The organism is Veillonella parvula, from assembly GCF_040094895.1.
Taxonomy (GTDB): Bacteria; Bacillota; Negativicutes; order Veillonellales; family Veillonellaceae; genus Veillonella; species Veillonella parvula_L.
Genome location: NZ_JBBNGV010000001.1, coordinates 189138 through 209800, shown reverse-complemented (window position 1 = coordinate 209800; position 20663 = coordinate 189138). Strand labels below are relative to the sequence as shown.

The 20663-nt window shown below is 39.3% G+C and carries 17 protein-coding genes, 1 tRNA gene and 1 other RNA gene; all 19 read right to left on the bottom strand.

The window, feature by feature from the left end; genetic code table 11:
- Window positions 1–247: 247 nt before the first annotated feature.
- A complete protein-coding gene (locus tag AAAT26_RS00950) occupies window positions 248–577 on the bottom strand; it encodes a thioredoxin family protein (protein WP_004698670.1) in 330 nt (109 codons plus the stop codon).
- A gap of 57 nt (window positions 578–634) precedes the next feature.
- Window positions 635–985: RNase P RNA component class A (rnpB, locus tag AAAT26_RS00945), an RNA gene on the bottom strand.
- 49 nt (window positions 986–1034) lie between these two features.
- A complete protein-coding gene (locus AAAT26_RS00940) occupies window positions 1035–2138 on the bottom strand; it encodes a Nif3-like dinuclear metal center hexameric protein (protein WP_316591811.1) in 1104 nt (367 codons plus the stop codon).
- 15 nt (window positions 2139–2153) lie between these two features.
- Complete coding sequence (locus AAAT26_RS00935) at window positions 2154–2885, bottom strand: tRNA (adenine(22)-N(1))-methyltransferase (RefSeq protein WP_349208753.1); 732 nt, start codon at window positions 2883–2885, stop codon at window positions 2154–2156.
- A 192-nt stretch (window positions 2886–3077) separates the two neighbouring features.
- Window positions 3078–3152, bottom strand: a tRNA-Ile gene (locus AAAT26_RS00930).
- A gap of 65 nt (window positions 3153–3217) precedes the next feature.
- Window positions 3218–3781 (bottom strand): GTP cyclohydrolase I FolE, encoded by a 564-nt coding sequence (gene folE, locus AAAT26_RS00925; protein WP_287511269.1) that lies wholly within the window; start codon window positions 3779–3781, stop codon window positions 3218–3220.
- Between the two features lie 86 nt (window positions 3782–3867).
- On the bottom strand, window positions 3868–4623 hold the full coding sequence (locus AAAT26_RS00920; RefSeq protein WP_349208752.1) for a 4Fe-4S cluster-binding domain-containing protein: 756 nt from the start codon (window positions 4621–4623) through the stop codon (window positions 3868–3870).
- Window positions 4610–4948 (bottom strand): 6-carboxytetrahydropterin synthase QueD, encoded by a 339-nt coding sequence (queD, locus tag AAAT26_RS00915; protein ID WP_004696395.1) that lies wholly within the window; start codon window positions 4946–4948, stop codon window positions 4610–4612. Before queD ends, AAAT26_RS00920 begins: the two co-directional genes overlap by 14 nt.
- A gap of 205 nt (window positions 4949–5153) precedes the next feature.
- A complete protein-coding gene (rpoD, locus tag AAAT26_RS00910) occupies window positions 5154–6314 on the bottom strand; it encodes an RNA polymerase sigma factor RpoD (RefSeq protein WP_004696398.1) in 1161 nt (386 codons plus the stop codon).
- Between the two features lie 28 nt (window positions 6315–6342).
- Complete coding sequence (dnaG, locus tag AAAT26_RS00905) at window positions 6343–8115, bottom strand: DNA primase (RefSeq protein ID WP_281782912.1); 1773 nt, start codon at window positions 8113–8115, stop codon at window positions 6343–6345.
- A gap of 255 nt (window positions 8116–8370) precedes the next feature.
- On the bottom strand, window positions 8371–9972 hold the full coding sequence (gene rny, locus AAAT26_RS00900; RefSeq protein WP_004696400.1) for a ribonuclease Y: 1602 nt from the start codon (window positions 9970–9972) through the stop codon (window positions 8371–8373).
- Window positions 9973–10090: 118 nt separating this feature from the next.
- The gene (locus AAAT26_RS00895; protein ID WP_120055401.1) at window positions 10091–10534 is read right to left on the bottom strand and encodes a regulatory protein RecX; all 444 of its coding nucleotides are present in this window, start codon (window positions 10532–10534) and stop codon (window positions 10091–10093) included.
- A gap of 2 nt (window positions 10535–10536) precedes the next feature.
- A complete protein-coding gene (gene recA, locus AAAT26_RS00890) occupies window positions 10537–11577 on the bottom strand; it encodes a recombinase RecA (RefSeq protein WP_004696404.1) in 1041 nt (346 codons plus the stop codon).
- Window positions 11578–11581: 4 nt separating this feature from the next.
- Window positions 11582–12829, bottom strand: coding sequence for a competence/damage-inducible protein A (locus tag AAAT26_RS00885; RefSeq protein ID WP_120055403.1), 1248 nt, complete (start codon window positions 12827–12829; stop codon window positions 11582–11584).
- Window positions 12830–12866: 37 nt separating this feature from the next.
- Window positions 12867–14213 carry a 30S ribosomal protein S12 methylthiotransferase RimO gene (rimO, locus tag AAAT26_RS00880; RefSeq protein WP_021148332.1) on the bottom strand — a complete coding sequence of 449 codons (1347 nt, stop codon included), beginning with the start codon at window positions 14211–14213 and terminating at the stop codon, window positions 12867–12869.
- A 55-nt stretch (window positions 14214–14268) separates the two neighbouring features.
- Window positions 14269–15306: an ABC transporter substrate-binding protein gene (locus tag AAAT26_RS00875; RefSeq protein WP_008601367.1), complete on the bottom strand. Its 1038-nt coding sequence runs from the start codon at window positions 15304–15306 to the stop codon at window positions 14269–14271.
- A 56-nt stretch (window positions 15307–15362) separates the two neighbouring features.
- Window positions 15363–17309: a YgiQ family radical SAM protein gene (locus tag AAAT26_RS00870; RefSeq protein WP_349208751.1), complete on the bottom strand. Its 1947-nt coding sequence runs from the start codon at window positions 17307–17309 to the stop codon at window positions 15363–15365.
- Window positions 17310–17348: 39 nt separating this feature from the next.
- Window positions 17349–17801 carry a helix-turn-helix domain-containing protein gene (locus AAAT26_RS00865; RefSeq protein ID WP_004698676.1) on the bottom strand — a complete coding sequence of 151 codons (453 nt, stop codon included), beginning with the start codon at window positions 17799–17801 and terminating at the stop codon, window positions 17349–17351.
- 48 nt (window positions 17802–17849) lie between these two features.
- Window positions 17850–20594 (bottom strand): FtsK/SpoIIIE family DNA translocase, encoded by a 2745-nt coding sequence (locus AAAT26_RS00860; protein WP_120055405.1) that lies wholly within the window; start codon window positions 20592–20594, stop codon window positions 17850–17852.
- Between the last annotated feature and the right edge of the window lie 69 nt (window positions 20595–20663).

Sequence of the window (20663 nt, the reverse complement as noted above, 5' to 3'; positions counted from 1 at the left end):
GCGCAATATAATTATATTACTTAATAAACTACAACGTTTATGACAGAAATCATTTTTATGAGCTCACTCTATCAGTTTGACGAAGTTCAACCAGCATGATGACAATCATATTTCTACTATTTTATTATATCACTTAACATTTATGAAAACTATAAAATTTAACAAAAAAGCTGTATATAAGAAATTAACTTTTCTTATATACAGCCTCATGTTATTTATTTTCTACGAATTCCTAGTTATTAATTAATTAGATAACTTCCTTTATTAGAGACTCAAGCATATCTGCTTTTTTATAACCCACAAGGGAATCAAGCATTTTACCATCTCGGAAGAATACTAAGGATGGAATACCATCAACATCTTCTTTTAACAAAATACCGCGAAGATTTTTATCTTCTGCATTAACACTAAAGAATTCTACTTGACCTTTTAAACGCTCTGCTACGTCTTCAATCTCTGGGCGCATAACAGTGCATGGTTCGCACCAACCAGCCCAAAAATCAACAATAGCTAAACCTTTAGCGCCAAGCACTTTCTCATCAAATTCTTGTACACTAGTAATTGCTGTAATTGCCATGAAGTTCTCCTAACAAAGATCTACAATCTTATATACTATCAATTATATGTTAAATATAGAAGCAAGCAATCAATAAGCCGAGTTCTGTTCCGCTTGCGCGGTGACGATTATCTTTCTAGGCGTACAGTCGCCTGCACGCTCGAGCGACACAACCCGGAAGGTAGGCGGGACCACCCTTAACCCTTCCCTATTCGGTCTTGCTCCGGATGGGGTTTACCGAGCCAGCCTGTTACCAGACTGCTGGTGAGCTCTTACCTCACCTTTCCACCCTTACCACTTACGTGGCGGTTTCCTTTTCTATGGCACTTTCCCTAAGGTTACCCTCGCCAGACGTTATCTGGCATCCTGCCCTATGGAGCTCGGACTTTCCTCGAGTCTTATAGACTCGCAACCGTCTTTCATACTTGCTTCAATTCAGTTTATCATAGCTAACAATTTGTTGCAAGAAAATGCATCATTACACAAAGAAGAAATCATTTTGTTCTGTAAAAGCTTTCACAGGAACAGTAAGTCCTGCAGAGATTAAATAGTCACACAAACCACGCGCCACTATAGACTCAGTTCCAAAATGACCTGCATCAACCACGAGCAACCCCAACTCCTTAGCCATTTGCGCCTCATGATACTTCACATCACCTGTGATATAGGCATCTACATGTAACCGGGCAGCATCCTTAATAAATTCTGCACCTGCACCAGAGCATAGAGCAATGGATTGAATCGCTTTCGGCACAATACCAGCAAAACGAATGTTAGCATCAGGCAAAGCCTCTTGTACCCATTCACGGAAAGAATCTAAGTTTAATGCATTAGGCAAGCGACCTACCCGTCCTAGATATTGAGTTGAACTCGTAGGCTCAACTATATTTAAAACCTCATAAGCCACTTCTTCATATGGATGAGCTGCTTTCATAGCCGTTACGACTTCGCTTAAATGCGTCCCATCGACTATAGCATTTACTTGTATCTCAGGAGCCACTGTTAAAGCGCCAGCTTCCCCAATGACAGGATGAGAATCTTCATTACCAACAAAGCGCCCTTCACCATGGATACTGAAACTGCAATGCTCGTAATTGCCAATTCGGCCTGCCCCTGCATCGCCCATCGCCAAGCGAACTGCATCAGCCGAGCTTTCAGGTACAAAGGTGGTCACCTTATAAAGCGCCTCTTCACCAGTTTTAATGAAGCCCTTTATATCTATGAGTCCCAATTGCTTCGCCAACATATCATTGAGACCGCCTGGAGCGATATCAAGATTTGTATGAGCACTATATACGGCAATCTTATGTTGAATCAGCTTATTAATCGTACGCCCTTGAGCAGTATCACATGATATCTGTTTCAACCCTTTAAAGATTAATGGGTGGTGGCTAACAATTAAATTACAATTTTGTTCAATAGCATATTCTACGGTTTCTTCTGTTACGTCTAACGTAGTCACTACACCTGTAACAACTACATTCCGATCACCCACCATTAAACCTACATTATCCCAAGACTCTGCATACGAATGCGGTGCTAATTGCTCCATCAAGGTAATAACTTGTTGAACCGTTATCATACAACTCACTTCTTTCTATTTATTCTCTAAAAGATTACGAAGAAAATTAACTTCCTGCTCTAAATCCTGATATTTATCAGTATGATTTAATTTCTCTGTCATATCATCTAATGCACATTGTCGTTGATATATTAAATACTCTATATATTTCCTCCAGAGTGGTGGTCTATCTTGTTCCAATAAAGCCCCTACAAACCACAACAAGGAGTTTGCCGGTAACGATTGATAAATATCTACATATTCAGTCATACCTGTATAAGCTTCCATGCAGTCATTGCGTATTGCTAAAAATGCTGTATAGAGCTTACCAGCATCTTCTACGATGATTTCAAGAACGATAACATATCCCTTTTGAACCATATATTGACGTAATTCTTTTTGTCCATTCTGTGGTTGGAGTACATAAAACTCTAATGGTTCTGGGCCTGCATCTACAATATCCCGCATTGAAAATCCACCCATACCACAACAAATGGCGCCGTTCAACTCGCCCTTTTCTGTCACTTTAAGACCATCGCCTAAACGACAATCTACTTTATCGGCTAGTCCACAAGACTCAACATATGATCTTGCAGACTCTAACGGACCTTTATGTACATCACCGGCAATGACATATTCAGCGCGTTGACGATTGATGAGCTCTACCGCTAAATAGCCATGATCGGTACCGATATCGGCAATGGCATGGGCCTTAGGTACGATTGAGAATACCGCTTCTAGGCGGTCCATCATAGGTCTAGGTTCCATAACTTCCTCTACTATCACTAATTATTTATTCGTAATTACTAATTCTTGATTATTTTCTTACTTATTTGTTCTCGTTTATATATATCTAAATACAATACTATTCTGAAATAATATCTATTATGTTGTCTCAAAATGAGTTACATATAAAAATAACCGCCCTTGAATTCTCAAGGACGGTAGATGTCAACATAATGGTGGGCCCACCTGGGTTCGAACCAGGGACCGACCGGTTATGAGCCGGTTGCTCTACCCCTGAGCTATAGGCCCTCAGTTAGTTTCTAGCTTATTAATTATACCGAATAGACTATCATTTAGTCAAGACAACTCAAATCTTAAGACTGTTTCATTAGCATAAAACGGTGAATCATATGATCTTCGTTAAATACGCCTTTAGTAGTTAGTGTAGTCGTTTGGCTATCTGTAGATTTAATGCCTCGTGCACTCATGCAGCTGTGAGACGATGTAATGTGCACAATAACATCATCAGACCCTGTCGCTAAGGAAATTACTTCCGCAATATCTTCACCAATTTTTTCTTGTAGTTGTAAACGCTTGCAGCACATTTCAGCTATGCGGGGAATCTTAGATAAACCTATGACACGACCTTTTGGAATGTACCCAATACTGATACTCATATCATACATCAATGCCATATGATGTTCACAATGAGAGAAGCAAGTAATATCCTTTACTACTACCATTTGATTTGTATCTACAGCGAAAGTCTTACCATACATTTCTGCAATCTCAGCATTTGTATACTGAATGCCTTCATATACCTCTTCCATCATTTGAGCCACCCGTTTCGGTGTTTCTAACAAGCCGTCCCGATTAGGATCCTCACCTAATGCTTCTAACAACTGATATATAAGCGATTCTATTTTTTTTGTATCCATATTTACCCCTTTATATCAAGATTTCATCAGACCTCATATCATTTTATACCATAGAAAAGATACTGATACTACACAGCCTAACGATACTATACGCCCTTTGCATCTGGATCCCATACAAATTTATGGATTTGCAGTTGGAATCGTACATTCTGCAAATTATATGCTTTCATATAATCGATAATCGATGCCGCCTCAATCTGTCCCCATACAGACGATACATATATTTGAGCCACTGTAGGATATTTACTAATTATGCGACGCATACAATCCAAATCTTCTGGAGAACCAACGACAAACTTAATCAGATCACGTTCTGTAGCCGCCTTAAATATATCTACATTCATAGACTCTTCGGCTAAAGAGGACGGTGTTTTATAATCATAGGTAAACCACACATTTTCTCTCTGAAAGCTCGGTACAATCGTTCCATTTGTTTCAATATTGAAATCATAAGGACTATTATTAGGCCTCTCTCGTTTATCAAATGTATCTAAATCTTTATCTACATCATTAATACAAGTTAAATCACTTTGATTTGATGGACTGTTTTGTATCTTTAAAGCCTTCCGACGATTTAATTTATCAATTAACTCTACAACAGCAGCTTCCTGTAATAGAGGCTCCCCACCAGTAATAGTAATGCGATGATTACCTAAGCTTTCAATAACATCCGCCACCTCACATATAGTCATCTCTGTGAAAACACTATCAATGCCATAGCTATAAGTCGTGTCGCAATAGGAACAGCGAATATTGCAATCATGGAGGCGTAAAAATGTAGTCAGCAAACCTTGCCGACTACCTTCCCCATCAATAGAGGCAAAAATCTCAATCACGTTCATAAATAGCTGTGTTCCCTTCAGACTCTTGAACCTCTACTTTAAAGCATTTTGGGCCCAATTCATCAGCGATCCATTTTGCCATATTCTCCGCAGTAGGATTTATATCGCCTAGTACATCGTTGATATGGCGATGGTCCAAGCGACCATGAATTTTTTCTTTAATAATCGTAAAGTCGATGACCATCCCATTATGATCTAACTCTTCAGAACGTGCATGAACTGTAATAATCCAGTTATGCCCATGAAGATTTTGACATTTACTCGGATAATCTAGTTTTAATTGATGAGATGCACTCACCTCTAACCGTTTAGTAACTGTAAACATTATATCTCCTATCTATTACATAAGCTTTCAACTTATATCTATTACATAAAACTTATCGCTATTACATGAAACGCTTGTCTATTACGTAAGTCTTATCATAAATTACTTTTTATTGTAAGATATTACCATTTTTTATTATAACACAAAAGGGTTGCAATACAGTGCTATACAACACTGCATTACAACCCTTAAGAGATTCAAAATATTATAAGAAATCTTTGATTTTATCACGTTTACCGCGGTTGCGCAATTTAGTAAGCGCTTTACCTTCAATCTGACGAATACGTTCACGTGTAACATTGAAATGTTGACCAACTTCTTCCAATGTACGAGGCTTACCATCCTTCAAACCAAAACGTAAAATCAATACTTGTTGCTCACGATCAGTCAAGCATGTAAATACATCTTCAATTTGTTCTTGCAATAAAATGTAGCTAGCTGCATCATCTGGAGCAATTGCATCTTGGTCCTCGATGAAGTCCCCTAAATGGGAATCTTCCTCTTCACCAATCGGAGTTTCCAAGGATACTGGCTCTTGGGCGATCTTTTGAATTTCACGTACCCGCTCTACAGTAATTCCCATACCTTCAGCAATTTCTTCTGGCAATGGCTCACGACCTTTGTCTTGCAACAATTGTCTAGAAATACGAATCAATTTATTAATTGTTTCTACCATATGTACAGGAATACGAATCGTACGAGCTTGGTCTGCAATAGCACGCGTAATCGCTTGACGAATCCACCATGTAGCATACGTTGAAAATTTATAACCTTTAGTATAATCGAATTTATCTACCGCTTTAATCAGACCTAGGTTACCTTCTTGGATTAGATCCAAGAACAACATACCGCGACCTACATAACGTTTCGCGATACTTACAACTAATCGCAAGTTAGCATCTACCAATTTTTTCTTAGCCTTTTTGCTAAGTTGAATATCTTTATATGTAGCATCCTCTTGTGCACCAGCTTCGATTTGCTTAGCTAATACGATTTCTTCGTCAGCTGAAAGCAATGGTACGCGACCAATCTCTTTTAGGTACATTCGTACAGGGTCATCAATATTAACACCAGAATCAACACTTAAATCGATAGAAATTTTCTTCTCGCTAGAAACTTCGTCTTCATCTTCATCCGTTTCAATTGTATGACTATCTGTATCATCAGCATCAATATCTGCCACAATCTCAACATTCAATTTACCCAAAGTCGTATAAATATCATCTAATTGTTCCGCAGTAATTTCCGTCTGCTCATGAAGAGCATCTGAAATCTCGGATTGTGTCAACACACCGCTCTTACGGCCTTTTTCAAGAAGTTGCTCAACAATCTCCTCTATTTGACTTTTTTGTACTTTCTTAGCCACAGCGCTCTCCTTTTTAACCATTAATGATTTACTTAGACCATTCTCTAATTAAATTCTGTATTTCCTGACACTTATGTAATTCGCTAATAAACGTCGAATCTCCTGCTCGTTTTAATTGATCCGCCATAATTGAATGCGCTTTATACTGTTCACGCAATGAATGGAGCCTTATCTTGCGGATTAATGCAGGCACTTGTACCTTGTAGTCATCGTCACTCATGACGACCAACCTAGAGTAAATATCGTATTCTTGAGAAGATAAAACAGATTGAATTGCAGTTTCATCTAGACGACCTTCGGACTTATACAAGGTGAATAGCTTTTCTATTATACCTCGATATTCAATTTTTTCAAAGTCCTCTAATGGCAAATAGCTCATCATATGTTGTAATACTTCGCCATCTGTGAAAGCTAAGGACAATAATTTTTCCGCATCCCCCTTTGGTAAATCCTGTGTTGGCAAAGGTGTTGATGCAGTATCCACTAATTCAATTTGTCCTTTTTTCACATAATCTCTAAAGTATCTAAAAATAGTACTATTATCAAGCCATAATGGCAATGCCAATGTTTTTAAAGCATCATCTCTCTGTGTTTGACTATCTATATTTGCAATATATGGGAAAACATCTGCCATAACAGCCTGCTTCCCCTCTGTATCATTTGTATCGTGTTTAATCAAAGACTCACTTAATAGATAATCAAGAGGTTTAACAGCTTTAGCAACTAACTCCTTAAATGCCTGTCCCCCATGATTACGCACATAATCATCTGGATCTTTACCGTCTGGCATGGCAAGGACACGCACCTTAAAATCCGTATTTTGCAATAATTCAATAGCCCTAGCAGCCGCTTGACGACCAGCACCATCCATATCATAAGCTAACACGATTTCTTCAGCTTGCCTCATCAAGATATGCCCATGATCTCTTGTATAAGCAGTCCCCAATGATGCGACTACATTAGTAACACCATGATTATGAGCGGATATAACATCCATATAGCCTTCTACAAGAATAGCTTGTTTTTCCTCACGAATAGATTTATAAGCCTTATCAAAGGCAAATAAGAGTTTACCTTTTTCAAAGATTGATGACTCTGGAGAGTTTAAATATTTTGGTGTACTATCATCCATAACGCGTCCACCAAAAGCAACTACTCGCCCTTTACCATCCATAATAGGGAACATAATTCTATTTCTGAAGAAGTCATAAAATTGACCCTTTTGGTTCTTTCGGACAAGATTCAACTCTAAAAGAATGGAATCATCAATGCCACGCTCATGAAAGGCACGATATAACTTATCCCAACCATCAGGAGCAAAACCAAGCTTAAATGTTTCTATGGTCTCTTGTGTGAGCCCTCGCTTTTTCAAATAATCTAATCCCACTTTACCAATAGACGTTTGAGTGAGACAGTTATGGAAAAAGGTAGACGCTAAATCAGAAGCTTCATACAGTTTTTTGCGCCTTTCATCTCTAGCTCTTTGTTCAGGTGAAAGTTTCGCCTCTGGCAATGGAATATTAGCTCGATTAGCTAGCCGCTCTAGGGCTTCTACAAAGGTTAAATGCTCTAATTCCATAAGAAATTTAATAGCATTTCCTGATGCATGGCACCCAAAGCAATAATAAAAACCCTTTTCAGGGGCTACACTAAAGGATGGCGTTTTTTCATTATGAAATGGACAACAACCCCAATAGTTCTTGCCGCGTTTCTTTAAGGCTACATGCTCGGATACAACTGACACGATATCATTAGCATCTTTGATTTGTTCAATCAACTCATTTTCAAAATATCGGCTCATAGCCAACGCCTCCTTCCCCATATATATATTAATTCTATATACAAATAAAAAATCCTCTATTTGTAAAGCATTTCAATCAATTAAATTATTAAAAAAGTATAAATAACTTGATACGAATCATAGGAATCATCATCTACAACGCAATGTAAATGATGATTCCTATACGCCGTATATAGCAATATATAATTACCGAAACTTTGATAACAATAGGCTGCAATGAAAACATTGCAGCCTATACTTATCGCTTATAGCATATTATTTTGCGTAATCCACAACGCGAGTTTCACGAATAATTACGACCTTAATTTGGCCTGGATATTCAAGTTCTGACTCGATGCGTTTTACGATATTCCGAACAAGTAATGTAGACTCAGCTTCATCAATCTTATCCGGTTTTACTACAACGCGAATCTCACGACCGGCTTGAATAGCAAAACATTTTTCAACGCCTTCGAAGGATTCAGCGATTTCTTCCAATTTAGATAAACGTTTTAAGTAGTTTTCTAATGTTTCTCGACGTGCTCCTGGACGGGCAGCGGAGATAGCATCAGCGGCAGCTACTAATACAGCTTCTACGGTTTGGAACTCTTCATCACCATGATGAGCACCAATACAGTTAATTACTGCTGCACTTTCACGATATTTACGAGCCACATCAACACCGATTTGAACATGAGAACCTTCAAGTTCACGGTCTAATGCTTTACCAATATCATGAATCAAACCACCTCGTTTAGCCAAAGTTACATCACAGCCTAGTTCAGCTGCCATTAAACCTGCTAAATGAGATACTTCAATGGAATGTTTCAATACGTTTTGACCATAACTAGTACGATATTTCAAACGGCCTAAAATCTTAACAATTTCAGGATGTAAGCCATGAACATCAGCTTCAAATGTCGCTTGTTCACCAGCCTCTTTAATAGTTTGGTCCACCTCTTTACGAGCTTTACCAACCATTTCTTCAATACGAGCTGGATGGATACGACCATCTACAATCAATTTTTCCAGCGCAATACGAGCCACTTCACGACGAATTGGATCGAAACCGGAAAGAATAACTGCTTCTGGTGTGTCATCGATAATCAAATCAATACCTGTTAATGTTTCGAGTGCACGAATGTTACGGCCCTCACGACCGATAATGCGCCCCTTCATTTCATCATTAGGCAATGCCACTACGGATACGGTAGTTTCCGCTACATGGTCAGCTGCACAACGTTGGATAGCAGAGGAGATAATTTCTTTCGCTTTTTTCTCCGCTTCATCCTTAGCTTGCTGCTCCATTTCCTTAACCATAATCGCCGTTTCATGACGGATTTCTTGTTCCACATTCGTTAACAAGATATTTTTTGCTTCTTCGAACGTCATGCCAGAAATACGTTCCAATTCTGCCATTTGTTTTTCATACAAAGCTTCTACCTTTTCACGGCTTTGGGCTAAGTCAGCTTCTTTGCGATGTAAAGCTTCCTCTTTGTGCTCAATATTGTCTAATTTTTTATCCAAAGATTCTTCTTTTTGAAGAATACGACGTTCCATACGTTGAAGTTCAGAACGACGATCTTTATTTTCTCGTTCTACATCAGAACGGAGCTTATGAATTTCTTCTTTCGCTTCTAATAAAGCTTCTTTCTTTTTAGACTCAGCTGTGCGTTCACCATTTGCAATGATGCGAGCAGCCTCTTGTTCAGCTTGATTCAGTTTTCCTTCAGCAATATTTTTTCTTAAAAAATAGCCTACCCCTAGTCCAATCAGTACCATTACCACTGCAATTAGACTATACTCTAAAATTTCTTTCACCTCCTTTTTATTTCTCAAAATTGAGCTTTCATGCTCCTTTTTATGCCCTTTATGCATTAAATTATCAATTAGCCATATCATCATATAAATAAATAAGGCTATTATTAATTTTAGACTTCAAAGCCCTTTCTGTCAAGATTTTACAAGCCTACCAAGGCCTCTCAAAAAGCAGAATTTATTCATAAAAATCATTGCATACAACTTGAATTGTGCTTGTTGAGAACCCCCTGTATTTGAGAAAACTAAAAACTTTTACCCGAGGAGTCTTTTCTTCATTGAGAATAGATCCAAATTTTTTCTCTACCACCCGATAAGCAGCTTTTACCTCATCATAAGCAGAAATTTCTTGAGGAATCGCAAGTCCTCTAAGTTTCATTTTTTGCTTAATCATATAAGCACCGTATTTCTGTTCTTTCATCAAATACGCTAATACCTGCTCAGATAAACGTTCATCATTAATGTAATCATAATCTCTAAGGCGCTCAAGGACCCTCTCAATGATAGGGTCCTCGAATTGTTTACGTCTCATTTTTTTCGTCAGCTCATAAGAACTAAGGAAGCGTTGGGCTAGGAAGCGATACGCTTGATCCATAGCAGCTTGCATCGTTTCGTCACTCATGATTATACTTCTTCAGTTACTTCTTCACCAATTACATCGATTTCTTCAGTGCCAACAGCCAATGTATCACGAATAATGCGATCGATTTCATCAGCTATTTGTGGATTCTCTAACAAGTATTGTTTAGCCGCTTCCTTACCTTGCCCCATACGTTCCCCATTATAGGAGTACCAAGCACCAGATTTATTAATAATTTCCATATTTGTACCAATATCAATAAGTGTGCCAGTTTTAGAGATACCTTCGCCATACATCAAATCAAATTCAGCTGTCTTAAATGGAGGTGCCACCTTATTTTTGACAACTTTGACTTTTGTTCGAGCGCCAACATTTTCGTTATTTGCTTTAATTAATTCCCCTTTACGAACATCAAGGCGCACAGAGGAATAGAATTTCAACGCACGACCACCAGTTGTTGTTTCAGGATTACCGAACATAACACCTACTTTTTCACGCAATTGGTTGATGAAGATAACAACTGTTTTGGATTTACTGATGATACCAGTCAATTTGCGCAAAGCTTTACTCATCAAACGAGCTTGTAAACCTACGTGAGCGTCACCCATTTCACCATCGATTTCCGCTTTAGGAACCAAAGCCGCTACGGAGTCAACTACAACGATATCTACTGCACCACTGCGAACAAGAGCTTCTGTAATTTCTAGAGCTTGTTCTCCATTATCTGGTTGAGAAATCAACAAATTATTGATGTCTACCCCCAAGTTGCGAGCATATACAGGATCCATCGCATGCTCCGCATCAATAAATGCCGCAATACCACCTTGTTTTTGAGCTTCTGCTACAGCGTGAAGAGCCACTGTTGTTTTACCAGAAGATTCTGGACCGTAGATTTCAATTACACGGCCACGAGGGAAACCACCTACACCAACAGCAATATCGATAGCAAGAGAACCAGAGGAAATCACCTCTACATTCATGCGATCTGCCGCTTCACCAAGACGCATAATAGCACCTTTACCAAAATCTTTTTCGATTTGTTTTAACGCGTTATCCAACGCTGCTTGTCTGCCATCTACAGCCATTATTTTATTTCTCCTTTTCTGTTATATAAGTATAAACATAGTATAGTGCTAGCTCTGCCGCACTTTGTCTAATATCTTCTCGATTGCCAATTAAATTAGCTTTATGGGCCACTGTGCCATGTGGACCAGTAACACCAAACCACACTAGTCCAACGGGCTTTTCTTGAGTTCCTCCACCAGGACCGGCTATCCCCGTTGTAGAAACAGCATATGTTGTTTGGCCAACAGTTCGTGCCCCCTCTGCCATAGCCTTAGCCACTTGTTCACTAACAGCGCCATATATATCTAACATATCTTGTGGTACACCTAAAACACGATGTTTCAAATCATTACTATACGAAATGACACCACCCATATAGTACTCACTACTACCACTGACATTAGTAAGAAGCTTACCAACTAATCCTGATGTACATGATTCAGCAGTACTAATAGTACTATGTTTCTCTAACAAGGTTCGGCCTAGAGTTTCCTCCATAGAAATCGTTAAGTCGCGTCCTACGCGAGAACCTAATCGCTCTCGTATGATTGCATCCCATGGATTTAGTAGGTCTTGGGCCGCTTCTAATGTTTCAGCTTTAGCCGTAATGCGTACTTCGATATAACCTTTTTTAATGAGTAAAGCTATGGTTGGATTTGATTGCTGCTTAATGAGATCCATCAAGGTGCTTTCTAAATCGATTTCACGAATATCATACACACCATAACGATAAGATGTAACAACACCTTGAGAACCAAATCGGTTATTCAAATAAGGAACTACGCTCTCTTGGAACATACCCTTCATTTCACCAGGAGGACCTGGCAGAAGTATGTATGTAGTATCTCCATCTTCAACGACGACACCTGGTGCAACTCCAACAGGGTTATATAATACTTTCGCCCCTTCTGGTAATTGTGCTTCTCGCCGACTCGCATCAGGTATAGTACGGTTTACACTTTTAAAGAATCTTTCAAGCTCATCCATGGCCTCTTGATTAAATACAATAGGTCTGCCAATTGAATCGGCAAGTACATTACGTGTAATATCGCCCTGCGTAGGTCCTAGCCCACCAGTACTAATAATAATATCAGCCCTTGTACTAGCGAGCTGAAAAACTTCAGCCATTCGTTTCGGATTATCACCTACCACCGATTGATGGGCAATGGTATATCCTAGTTTATTCAACTCTTGTGCTAGCCATGATACATTCGTATTTACTGTATCACCTAACAATAATTCTGAACCTGTAGAAATAAGTTCTACAATCATCAGATCACCTCCACAATCGAATATATCGAACTGTGCATTATTCTACAACTGTAGCTACTACATCATAAGCAAAGCCTTGCTCTACTTGTACCTTAAGAATATCACCAGGTTGAATGTCTTCACCGCAGTCTTCAATGTACATATTACCATCTACATCAGGTGCTTGAGATTTCAATCGACCTTTTGCAAGCAATGTGTTATTCTCGCCTTCTTCGATTTCCTCTACCATCGCATAATCAATGGTACCTTCTAAATTGCGATTATTCTCTTCAGAGATAGCAGCTTGGATGGACATAAGAACGTGATAACGCTCTTCTTTGACCTCTTCTGGTATTTGGTCTTCACGAGCACCAGCTGGTGTACCATCCTCTTGAGAATACGTAAATACGCCCATATTATCGAATTTGATTTCTTTTACAAAGTCACAAAGTTCCTCAAATTGTTCATCTGTTTCACCAGGAAATCCAACGATGATAGAGGTGCGCAATGTAATATGAGTCGGTGCATTTCTAATCTTCTTAAGCAAGCGCTCAATATCATTGCGATCGTCTCGGCGATTCATTTGTTTCAAAATATCGTTATTAACATGTTGCAATGGAATATCTACATATTTACAAAGCTTTGGCTCATTAACGATAATATCTAACAATTCATCAGAGAAGAATGTCGGATATAGGTATAGCATGCGAATCCATTCTATACCTTCTACAGTTGTTAATTCCTTTAACAATGTCGTCAACAATGGTTTTCCATCATTAAGGTCAATACCATAACTTGTTGTATCTTGAGCGATAAGAACAATTTCCTTAACCCCTGTCGCAGCCAATCGTTCCACTTCAGCCTTAATAGACTCGATAGTACGACTACGGAATGCACCACGTACCTTAGGAATAATACAGAATGTACACCCGTTATTACAGCCTTCTGCAATTTTTACATATGCACTATAACGAGGTGTTGTTTGAATACGAGGCATGCGCTCATCATAGATATTCGTAATATTTTCCATGATACAACTGCGATTGCCGTGCTCAATAGCATCAACGGCTACCATAACTTGATCCCATGCACCGGTACCGATTAATGCATCAATTTCAGGAATTTCTTGGAATAATTCATCCTGATACTGTTGGCTAAGACAACCTGCTACGATGAGGCCCTTACAAGTACCATCCTCCTTATATTGGGCAACCTCAAGTATAGTATTTATAGACTCAGCCTTAGCTTTTTCAATAAAAGTACAGGTATTTACAACGATAAGATCTGCTTCGCTTAAGTCTTCTGTAATCGAATAGCCATTATCTCGCAATAAGCCTAACATTACCTCTGTATCTACTAAATTTTTAGCACAACCTAGGCTAACATATCCTAATTTTTTCCCCATTCTATATCCTTTCGTCACTAGATTCTTATTTATTTCTTGGATTTATACAACTGACTTAGTCCTTACGGAATCGTACTTGGCTAACCCAATGATTTAATAGTAACTTTTTACCTTCTAGAGTATAACCACCATTCACAGGCCATAATACTAAATCATGCCCCATAGAATCTTTTGGCTCATCCATCTCAGGATTAGTAAATATATAAGTAAAATTCTTTTCTACCATATATTTCGCCGTTTTAGAAGATAGTAACCAATTAATAAACTCTACACTATCTGCTTTATGTTTTGAATTTTTTAAAACGGCAGCACCAGTCACATAATAAGACGTACCATCTTTAGGATAAATGATCTTAATTGGATACCCATGATGACTATATTGCGCCGCATCAGACAAGTTACCAATACCAATATTTGTCTCCCCTAGCGCAGTTAGTCGTATTGGAGTAGACAAAAATTTAGCATGTTGAACCACATGGGGCTTCAAACTATACAAGTATTCAAGAGCCTCTGGTTCCCCTTTATACTCTACCATATTATATAGCAAATTGGCCGCATTCTGAGATGCTACAAAATCAGTCATAACGATAGACCAATCACCTTGTTTTCCCAATGTATCCCATGTAGTAATATATTTACCAATGCCATTATGGAAGGTATCATTCTGAACAAATACGATGGGATCATACCAAATACCAACCCAATAGCCATTTGGATCCTTTAGATTATCACGTACCTCGTCAATACGTTCATTGACGATGGGCATATATTTACCTGCATTGGCACCAATTACGAGATTATCTTCAGAAGTTAGCACCAAATCACCAGAAGTATCAGCCACTGTAGAAGCCGACCGTTGCGACATTTGTTCCTCTGTAAGAGGCATTACAGTGACTTTTACCTTTTGTTCCTCTTCATAACGCTCAGCAAGCATAGCTGTCAAAGTATTAGGTAAGTCCGTATAGACTATAATTTCACCACGAATAGGCTCTTTGGCCTGTTCTATTTGTTCTTGTTGGTAAAAGTTTATGCCATAGATCAACATTCCTACCACAAATAATGCTAAGATGCTCGGAGCAATCCATCGTTTCATATATGCCTCCCATAAGACATAAAGTATCTTAAAATGAGAGTAGCTAGAGCTACTCCCTACATGTAACGACCACCAAAACTTTTATTAGATGTACGAACTTTAGTCACATCTCTACTACGTTTTTTTCCAGTCTGGCATCGATTCCTAGATTCGCAACCTCGTTTGCCATTACGAGATTTACTAGATTGGCTAATACGCTTAGAATTTCCACCAATTGGTCGGGGTGGAATTAAACATTCTGGGCCAAAGCCAATTAAATCACGTCGATTGGCTTCTATGAGAGCCTCTTTAACAAGGTCATAGTTTTCAATATTTTTAAACTGCATCAATGCGCGCTGTTTTGCTTTATCTCTACCCTTTTTAGCAACATAAACAGGTTTTCCATCTAGTGGATTAATGCCCGTATAATACATACAAGTAGAAAGGCTACCCGGCGTAGGAATAAAATCCTGTACTTGCTCTGGGTACATATGGTGATCTCGTAAAAATTCCGCTAATTCAATAGCATCCTCTAGGGCACAACCGGGATGAGAGCTCATAAAGTACGGCACTAAGTATTGTTTCTTACCAAGCTTTTTATTTGCCTCTTCAAACCAAGACTTAAAGGTTAGGAATTCTTCTTTACCAGCTTTCCCCATCATATTGGTAACCCGTTTAGATACATGTTCTGGAGCTACCTTTAGCTGCCCACTTACGTGAAACTCGCAAAGTTCCCGCACAAAATCTTTATTGTTATCGGCTAGTACATAGTCATAACGCAAACCAGAACGAACAAATACCTTTTTTACACCTTTTAGTTTACGTAATTTACGCAGTAAAGCAATATAGTCATCATGATTTGTATTCAAGTTTTCACAAGGCTCTGGAGCCGCATAAGTACGACCTTTACACGCACCATAGACAGCTTGTTTATCGCAAGCTAGCTGGCGGAAGTTTGCCGTAGGACCCCCTACATCATGAATATACCCTTTAAAATTGTCCATCTTGATCATCATGTGAGCTTCTTCAATCAAAGACTCATGACTACGATTCTGAATGATACGCCCTTGGTGATTAGTAATAGCACAGAAAGAACAACTGCCAAAGCAACCTCGTTGGCTCACAAGGCTAAATTGAACTTCGCTTAATGCTGGCACACCACCCTTATCATCGTATTTAGGATGCCACTTTCGAGTATATGGCAAGTTATAGACACCGTCCATTTCCTCCTGTGTCAATGGCAAGGCAGGCGTGTTCTGAATGAGATATCTATCACCATGCTTTTGGACTACAATACGTCCATAGAACGGATCTTGTTCATCGTATTGAATGCGGAATGCATCGGCAAAATCCATCTTATCCGCCTTAATAGCTTCATACGATGGGCACTCTACATAGTCAATGGTTGGAATTTCCTTTGCCATGTAGCAAATGCCACGTATAGATGGCAAAGACTCTTTAAATCGACCCTGATCTAAGGCATCAGCTAGTTCAACGATTTGAAGTTCTCCCATGCCATAGACGAGTACATCGGCCTTAGAATCTACTAAGATGGATCGACGCACCGTATCTGACCAATAGTCATAATGACCAAAGCGACGCAAAGACGCTTCTATACCACCAATGATAAGAGGTACATCACTGTAAGCCTCCTTCATACGGTTAGCATATACCAAGGTAGCACGATCTGGACGATGACCTGACTCACCACCTGGAGAATAATCATCTTGACGGCGAACTTTCTTTGCTGCCGTAAATTTATTAAGCATTGAATCTAAATTCCCTGCCGTAACAAGGGATGCTAGACGTGGTTTACCTAGTTTTTTGAAAGCCTCTACATCATTCCAATCTGGTTGATCTATAATGCCTACACGATAACCTTTGGATTCCAAGTATCTACCGATAACTGCAGGCGCAAAGGATGGATGGTCCACATAAGCGTCCCCACTGATGAGAACGAAATCTAATTCAGCCCAACCACGTTCCTTCATATCCGAAGGTTCTGTTACTAAAAATCTATCCATTGATTGTGTAAATGCCTTTCTATCATGCCTAATCAGATACTAGAACAGGAATAACCATAGTAAAAATAATGCCATACAAACTAAAATAATCCCTAAAATAATGCGTTCTTGTACAATAGAGCGTTGACGTTTTCGTTGACGCGTTTCTAAGGACATACGCTTTTTAGATGTTTGATATTCAACAAACTCACTTTGTACCAAATTAGGAGTTGCTTGAGCCTTCCGTCTTGTAACAGAACGTAAAGAAAAGGTATCTATGTCTCCTACTTGGCCCTGATATACTTTCACCAAGCGATCCCCATCAAGATCTAAGTAGTTACCATAATTTCGAATAAAACCTTTTACGTAGACTTGACCAGGAATGATATCATAGTTACCATCTTCGATAGCCTCTAAATAGGTTGTTTTAATGTGCAGCACTTGCTCCACATCTTTAAAGGTTAGATTACGTCTTACCCGTTCACGTCGTAATTCTTCGCCTAATTCAGCCATTTTCGTTCCTTTCTAAATCTACGTAATATTCATATAGTAATTAGCTAATTATTGCTCATCATTGGAATTGGAGAAATATCTAGCCTTAGCTTGTTCAGGGCTCATTAAAATTTCTCGAGCCTTACTGCCCATGCTAGGGCCAACGATTTTAAGGTCTTCCATTGTATCTACAAGACGTGCCGCACGGGTGTAACCTATACGGAAACGACGTTGCAACATCGATACGGAAGCTTGACCAGATTCCATAACGAGATTGACAGCTCGCTCTAATAATTCATCGCGGTAAACATCATTAGCATCATAAGATTCTTTTTCAGCTTCCTTTTCCACTTCTTGAGTTACCGTATTATCATATTCTGGTTCTCGTTGAGCTTTCACAAACTCTACAAGTTTTTCTACCTCATCATCAGAAATGAAGGCCCCTTGTACACGAATAGGTTTATTAGCACCAATCGGAGCAAATAACATATCCCCTTTACCCAATAGTTTCTCTGCTCCTGCCATATCAAGAATGGTACGGGAGTCAATTTGAGAGCCTACAGCAAAGGAAATACGGCTTGGTACATTAGCCTTAATAGAACCGGTAATAACGTTAACAGATGGCCGTTGTGTCGCAAGAACCATGTGAATACCTGCGGCACGAGCCATTTGTGCTAAACGACTAATAGATTCTTCAATATCATCAGGAGCCGTCATCATAAGGTCAGCTAACTCGTCGATAATCAACACGATTAGCGGCATAGCAGCCTTAGGATGCGCTTCATTGTAGCTCTTGATATCACGTTTACCAGATGCAGCAAACGCCTTATAACGAGCCTCCATTTCACGAACGGCCCAACGCAATACAGCTGCTGCTTTTTTCATATCCGTTACAACTGGAGCCATCAAGTGCGGGATCCCATTGTAAATAGACAATTCAACCATCTTAGGGTCGATTAATAATAACTTAACCTCTTCCGGTTTGCGGCTAAAGAGAATACTAGAAATTAATGTATTTACACATACGGATTTACCAGAGCCAGTTGTACCAGCTACGAGCAAGTGAGGCATCTTCGCAAGATCCGTAATAACAGGCTTACCTGCAATATCCTTACCAAGACCGACAGGAATACCTCCACGAGCATCTTTAAAGTCACTGCAATCAAGTACATCGCGTAAATGAACGGCTTCTGTCGTTTTATTAGGGACCTCAATACCGATGGCAGATTTCCCTGGAATCGGAGCCTCCATACGAATATGTTGCGCTGCCAAATTGAGGGCAATATCGTCTGTTAAATTAACGATACGACTCACTTTCACGCCTGGTGCAGGTTCAATTTCATAACGTGTAACAGTTGGCCCTTGTGTAGCATTAACAACCTTTGCAGTAATACCAAAGTCACTCAATACATGTTCAAGCATCATCGCATTTTGTGCTACTTCTTCACCATTATTTTGACTCCCCTTCCCTTTCGCCAAAATATCTAGGCTTGGGAAATGGTAAGGTCTATCATAGGACCGATGAATCTGTCCATCTTTAGATACAGCTACTTGCGCCGTATCTTCTGTAGTACTAATAATGGACGGTACTTGTAACCCCATACCTGCCATACCAGCTCCAGCACTTACAGAACTTGCAGCTGCACCCGTTCCTGGCACAGCGGAGGCAATAGCACCGTGATTCGTTTCCAATGGCTCTATTGTTGTATTTTGATAAGAGAATTCTGGTTCTTTATCATCAGAATTTTCTACAATTCCAACCTCATCTGAATACTCTTCATCTGGTGTATATGCATAGTCCTCATCTGGAACATATACATAATCATCACTCGTAGTTCTATGTGTATCAGAGAATTGTTCAAAATCATCAGCTTCATAAGACTTCGCATCACCAGATGCTTCAGATATATTAGCCAATTGCTCAGCCGCACGATTACGTGCTTCTATCTCAGCCAATTCCTTCCAAGATGTAGGAGTTTTTTGTGACTCCATAGTAGTAACTGTATCTTCAATAGGATCAACATCTATAGCTGTGGTAGAGTCAAAGAGGTCTCTACCAGTAGCAATACCTTGTTTTTCTAGTGCATCTAATGCTTGATCTGCTGCATCAGCAAAGCGTGTATCTTTTTCCCTGTTATAAGCTTTACGCTGTTCTGCCGCTTCTTTACGTTGTTCATTCCAATCTTCAAACACTTCTTTTGCAACAGCAACCTTCTCAGCAGCTACCTCTTTTGCAACATCAAGGCCAACCTGTGTTTTGTCCGCAGCCTTTTGTAATCCACTACGCAAAGACAAACGTGTCACCAGTAATCCAAAAGCTATGAGTAAGAATACATCAAGAATAATAGCCCCTAGGTTACCTAATAGTGTACGAAGGAATGTAGCAATTGCGCCACCTACGAAACCACCTTGATTAGCTAGTTGCGTAGTTATGAGTTCCTGCCCCTCAGGAACTCGCCACAAGGGAACAAGAGCTAACAAAAATAGGAAAAACAAGGTCATTACAACCCCTCGTTTTGTAATGGAAATAAATGTATCCTTATATAATAATCTCCAACCTAACCAGAAAACGCATAAACAAGGAATAATACCACCTAGGCCAAAGCCATAACGGAATATACCTGTTAAAATCTGTCCTACAAGGCCGAGTTCAAAGCCAAAAAAGCCCAGAAAGGAAATCACAGCAAAGGCAATGACAATAAGGCCTTTCACTTCGCTGCGCAAAGAAAAGCTTTGCGACTTTGATTGCTGTTTTGTACTTGTTCGCTTACGGCGTGTGTTGCGTCTTTTGGTGGAAGTATTTTCTTCTGCCATAAATCTATACAAACCCCTTACTTATATAACATTACAGTAAATTAACTTATCATTATATTATAGCATATA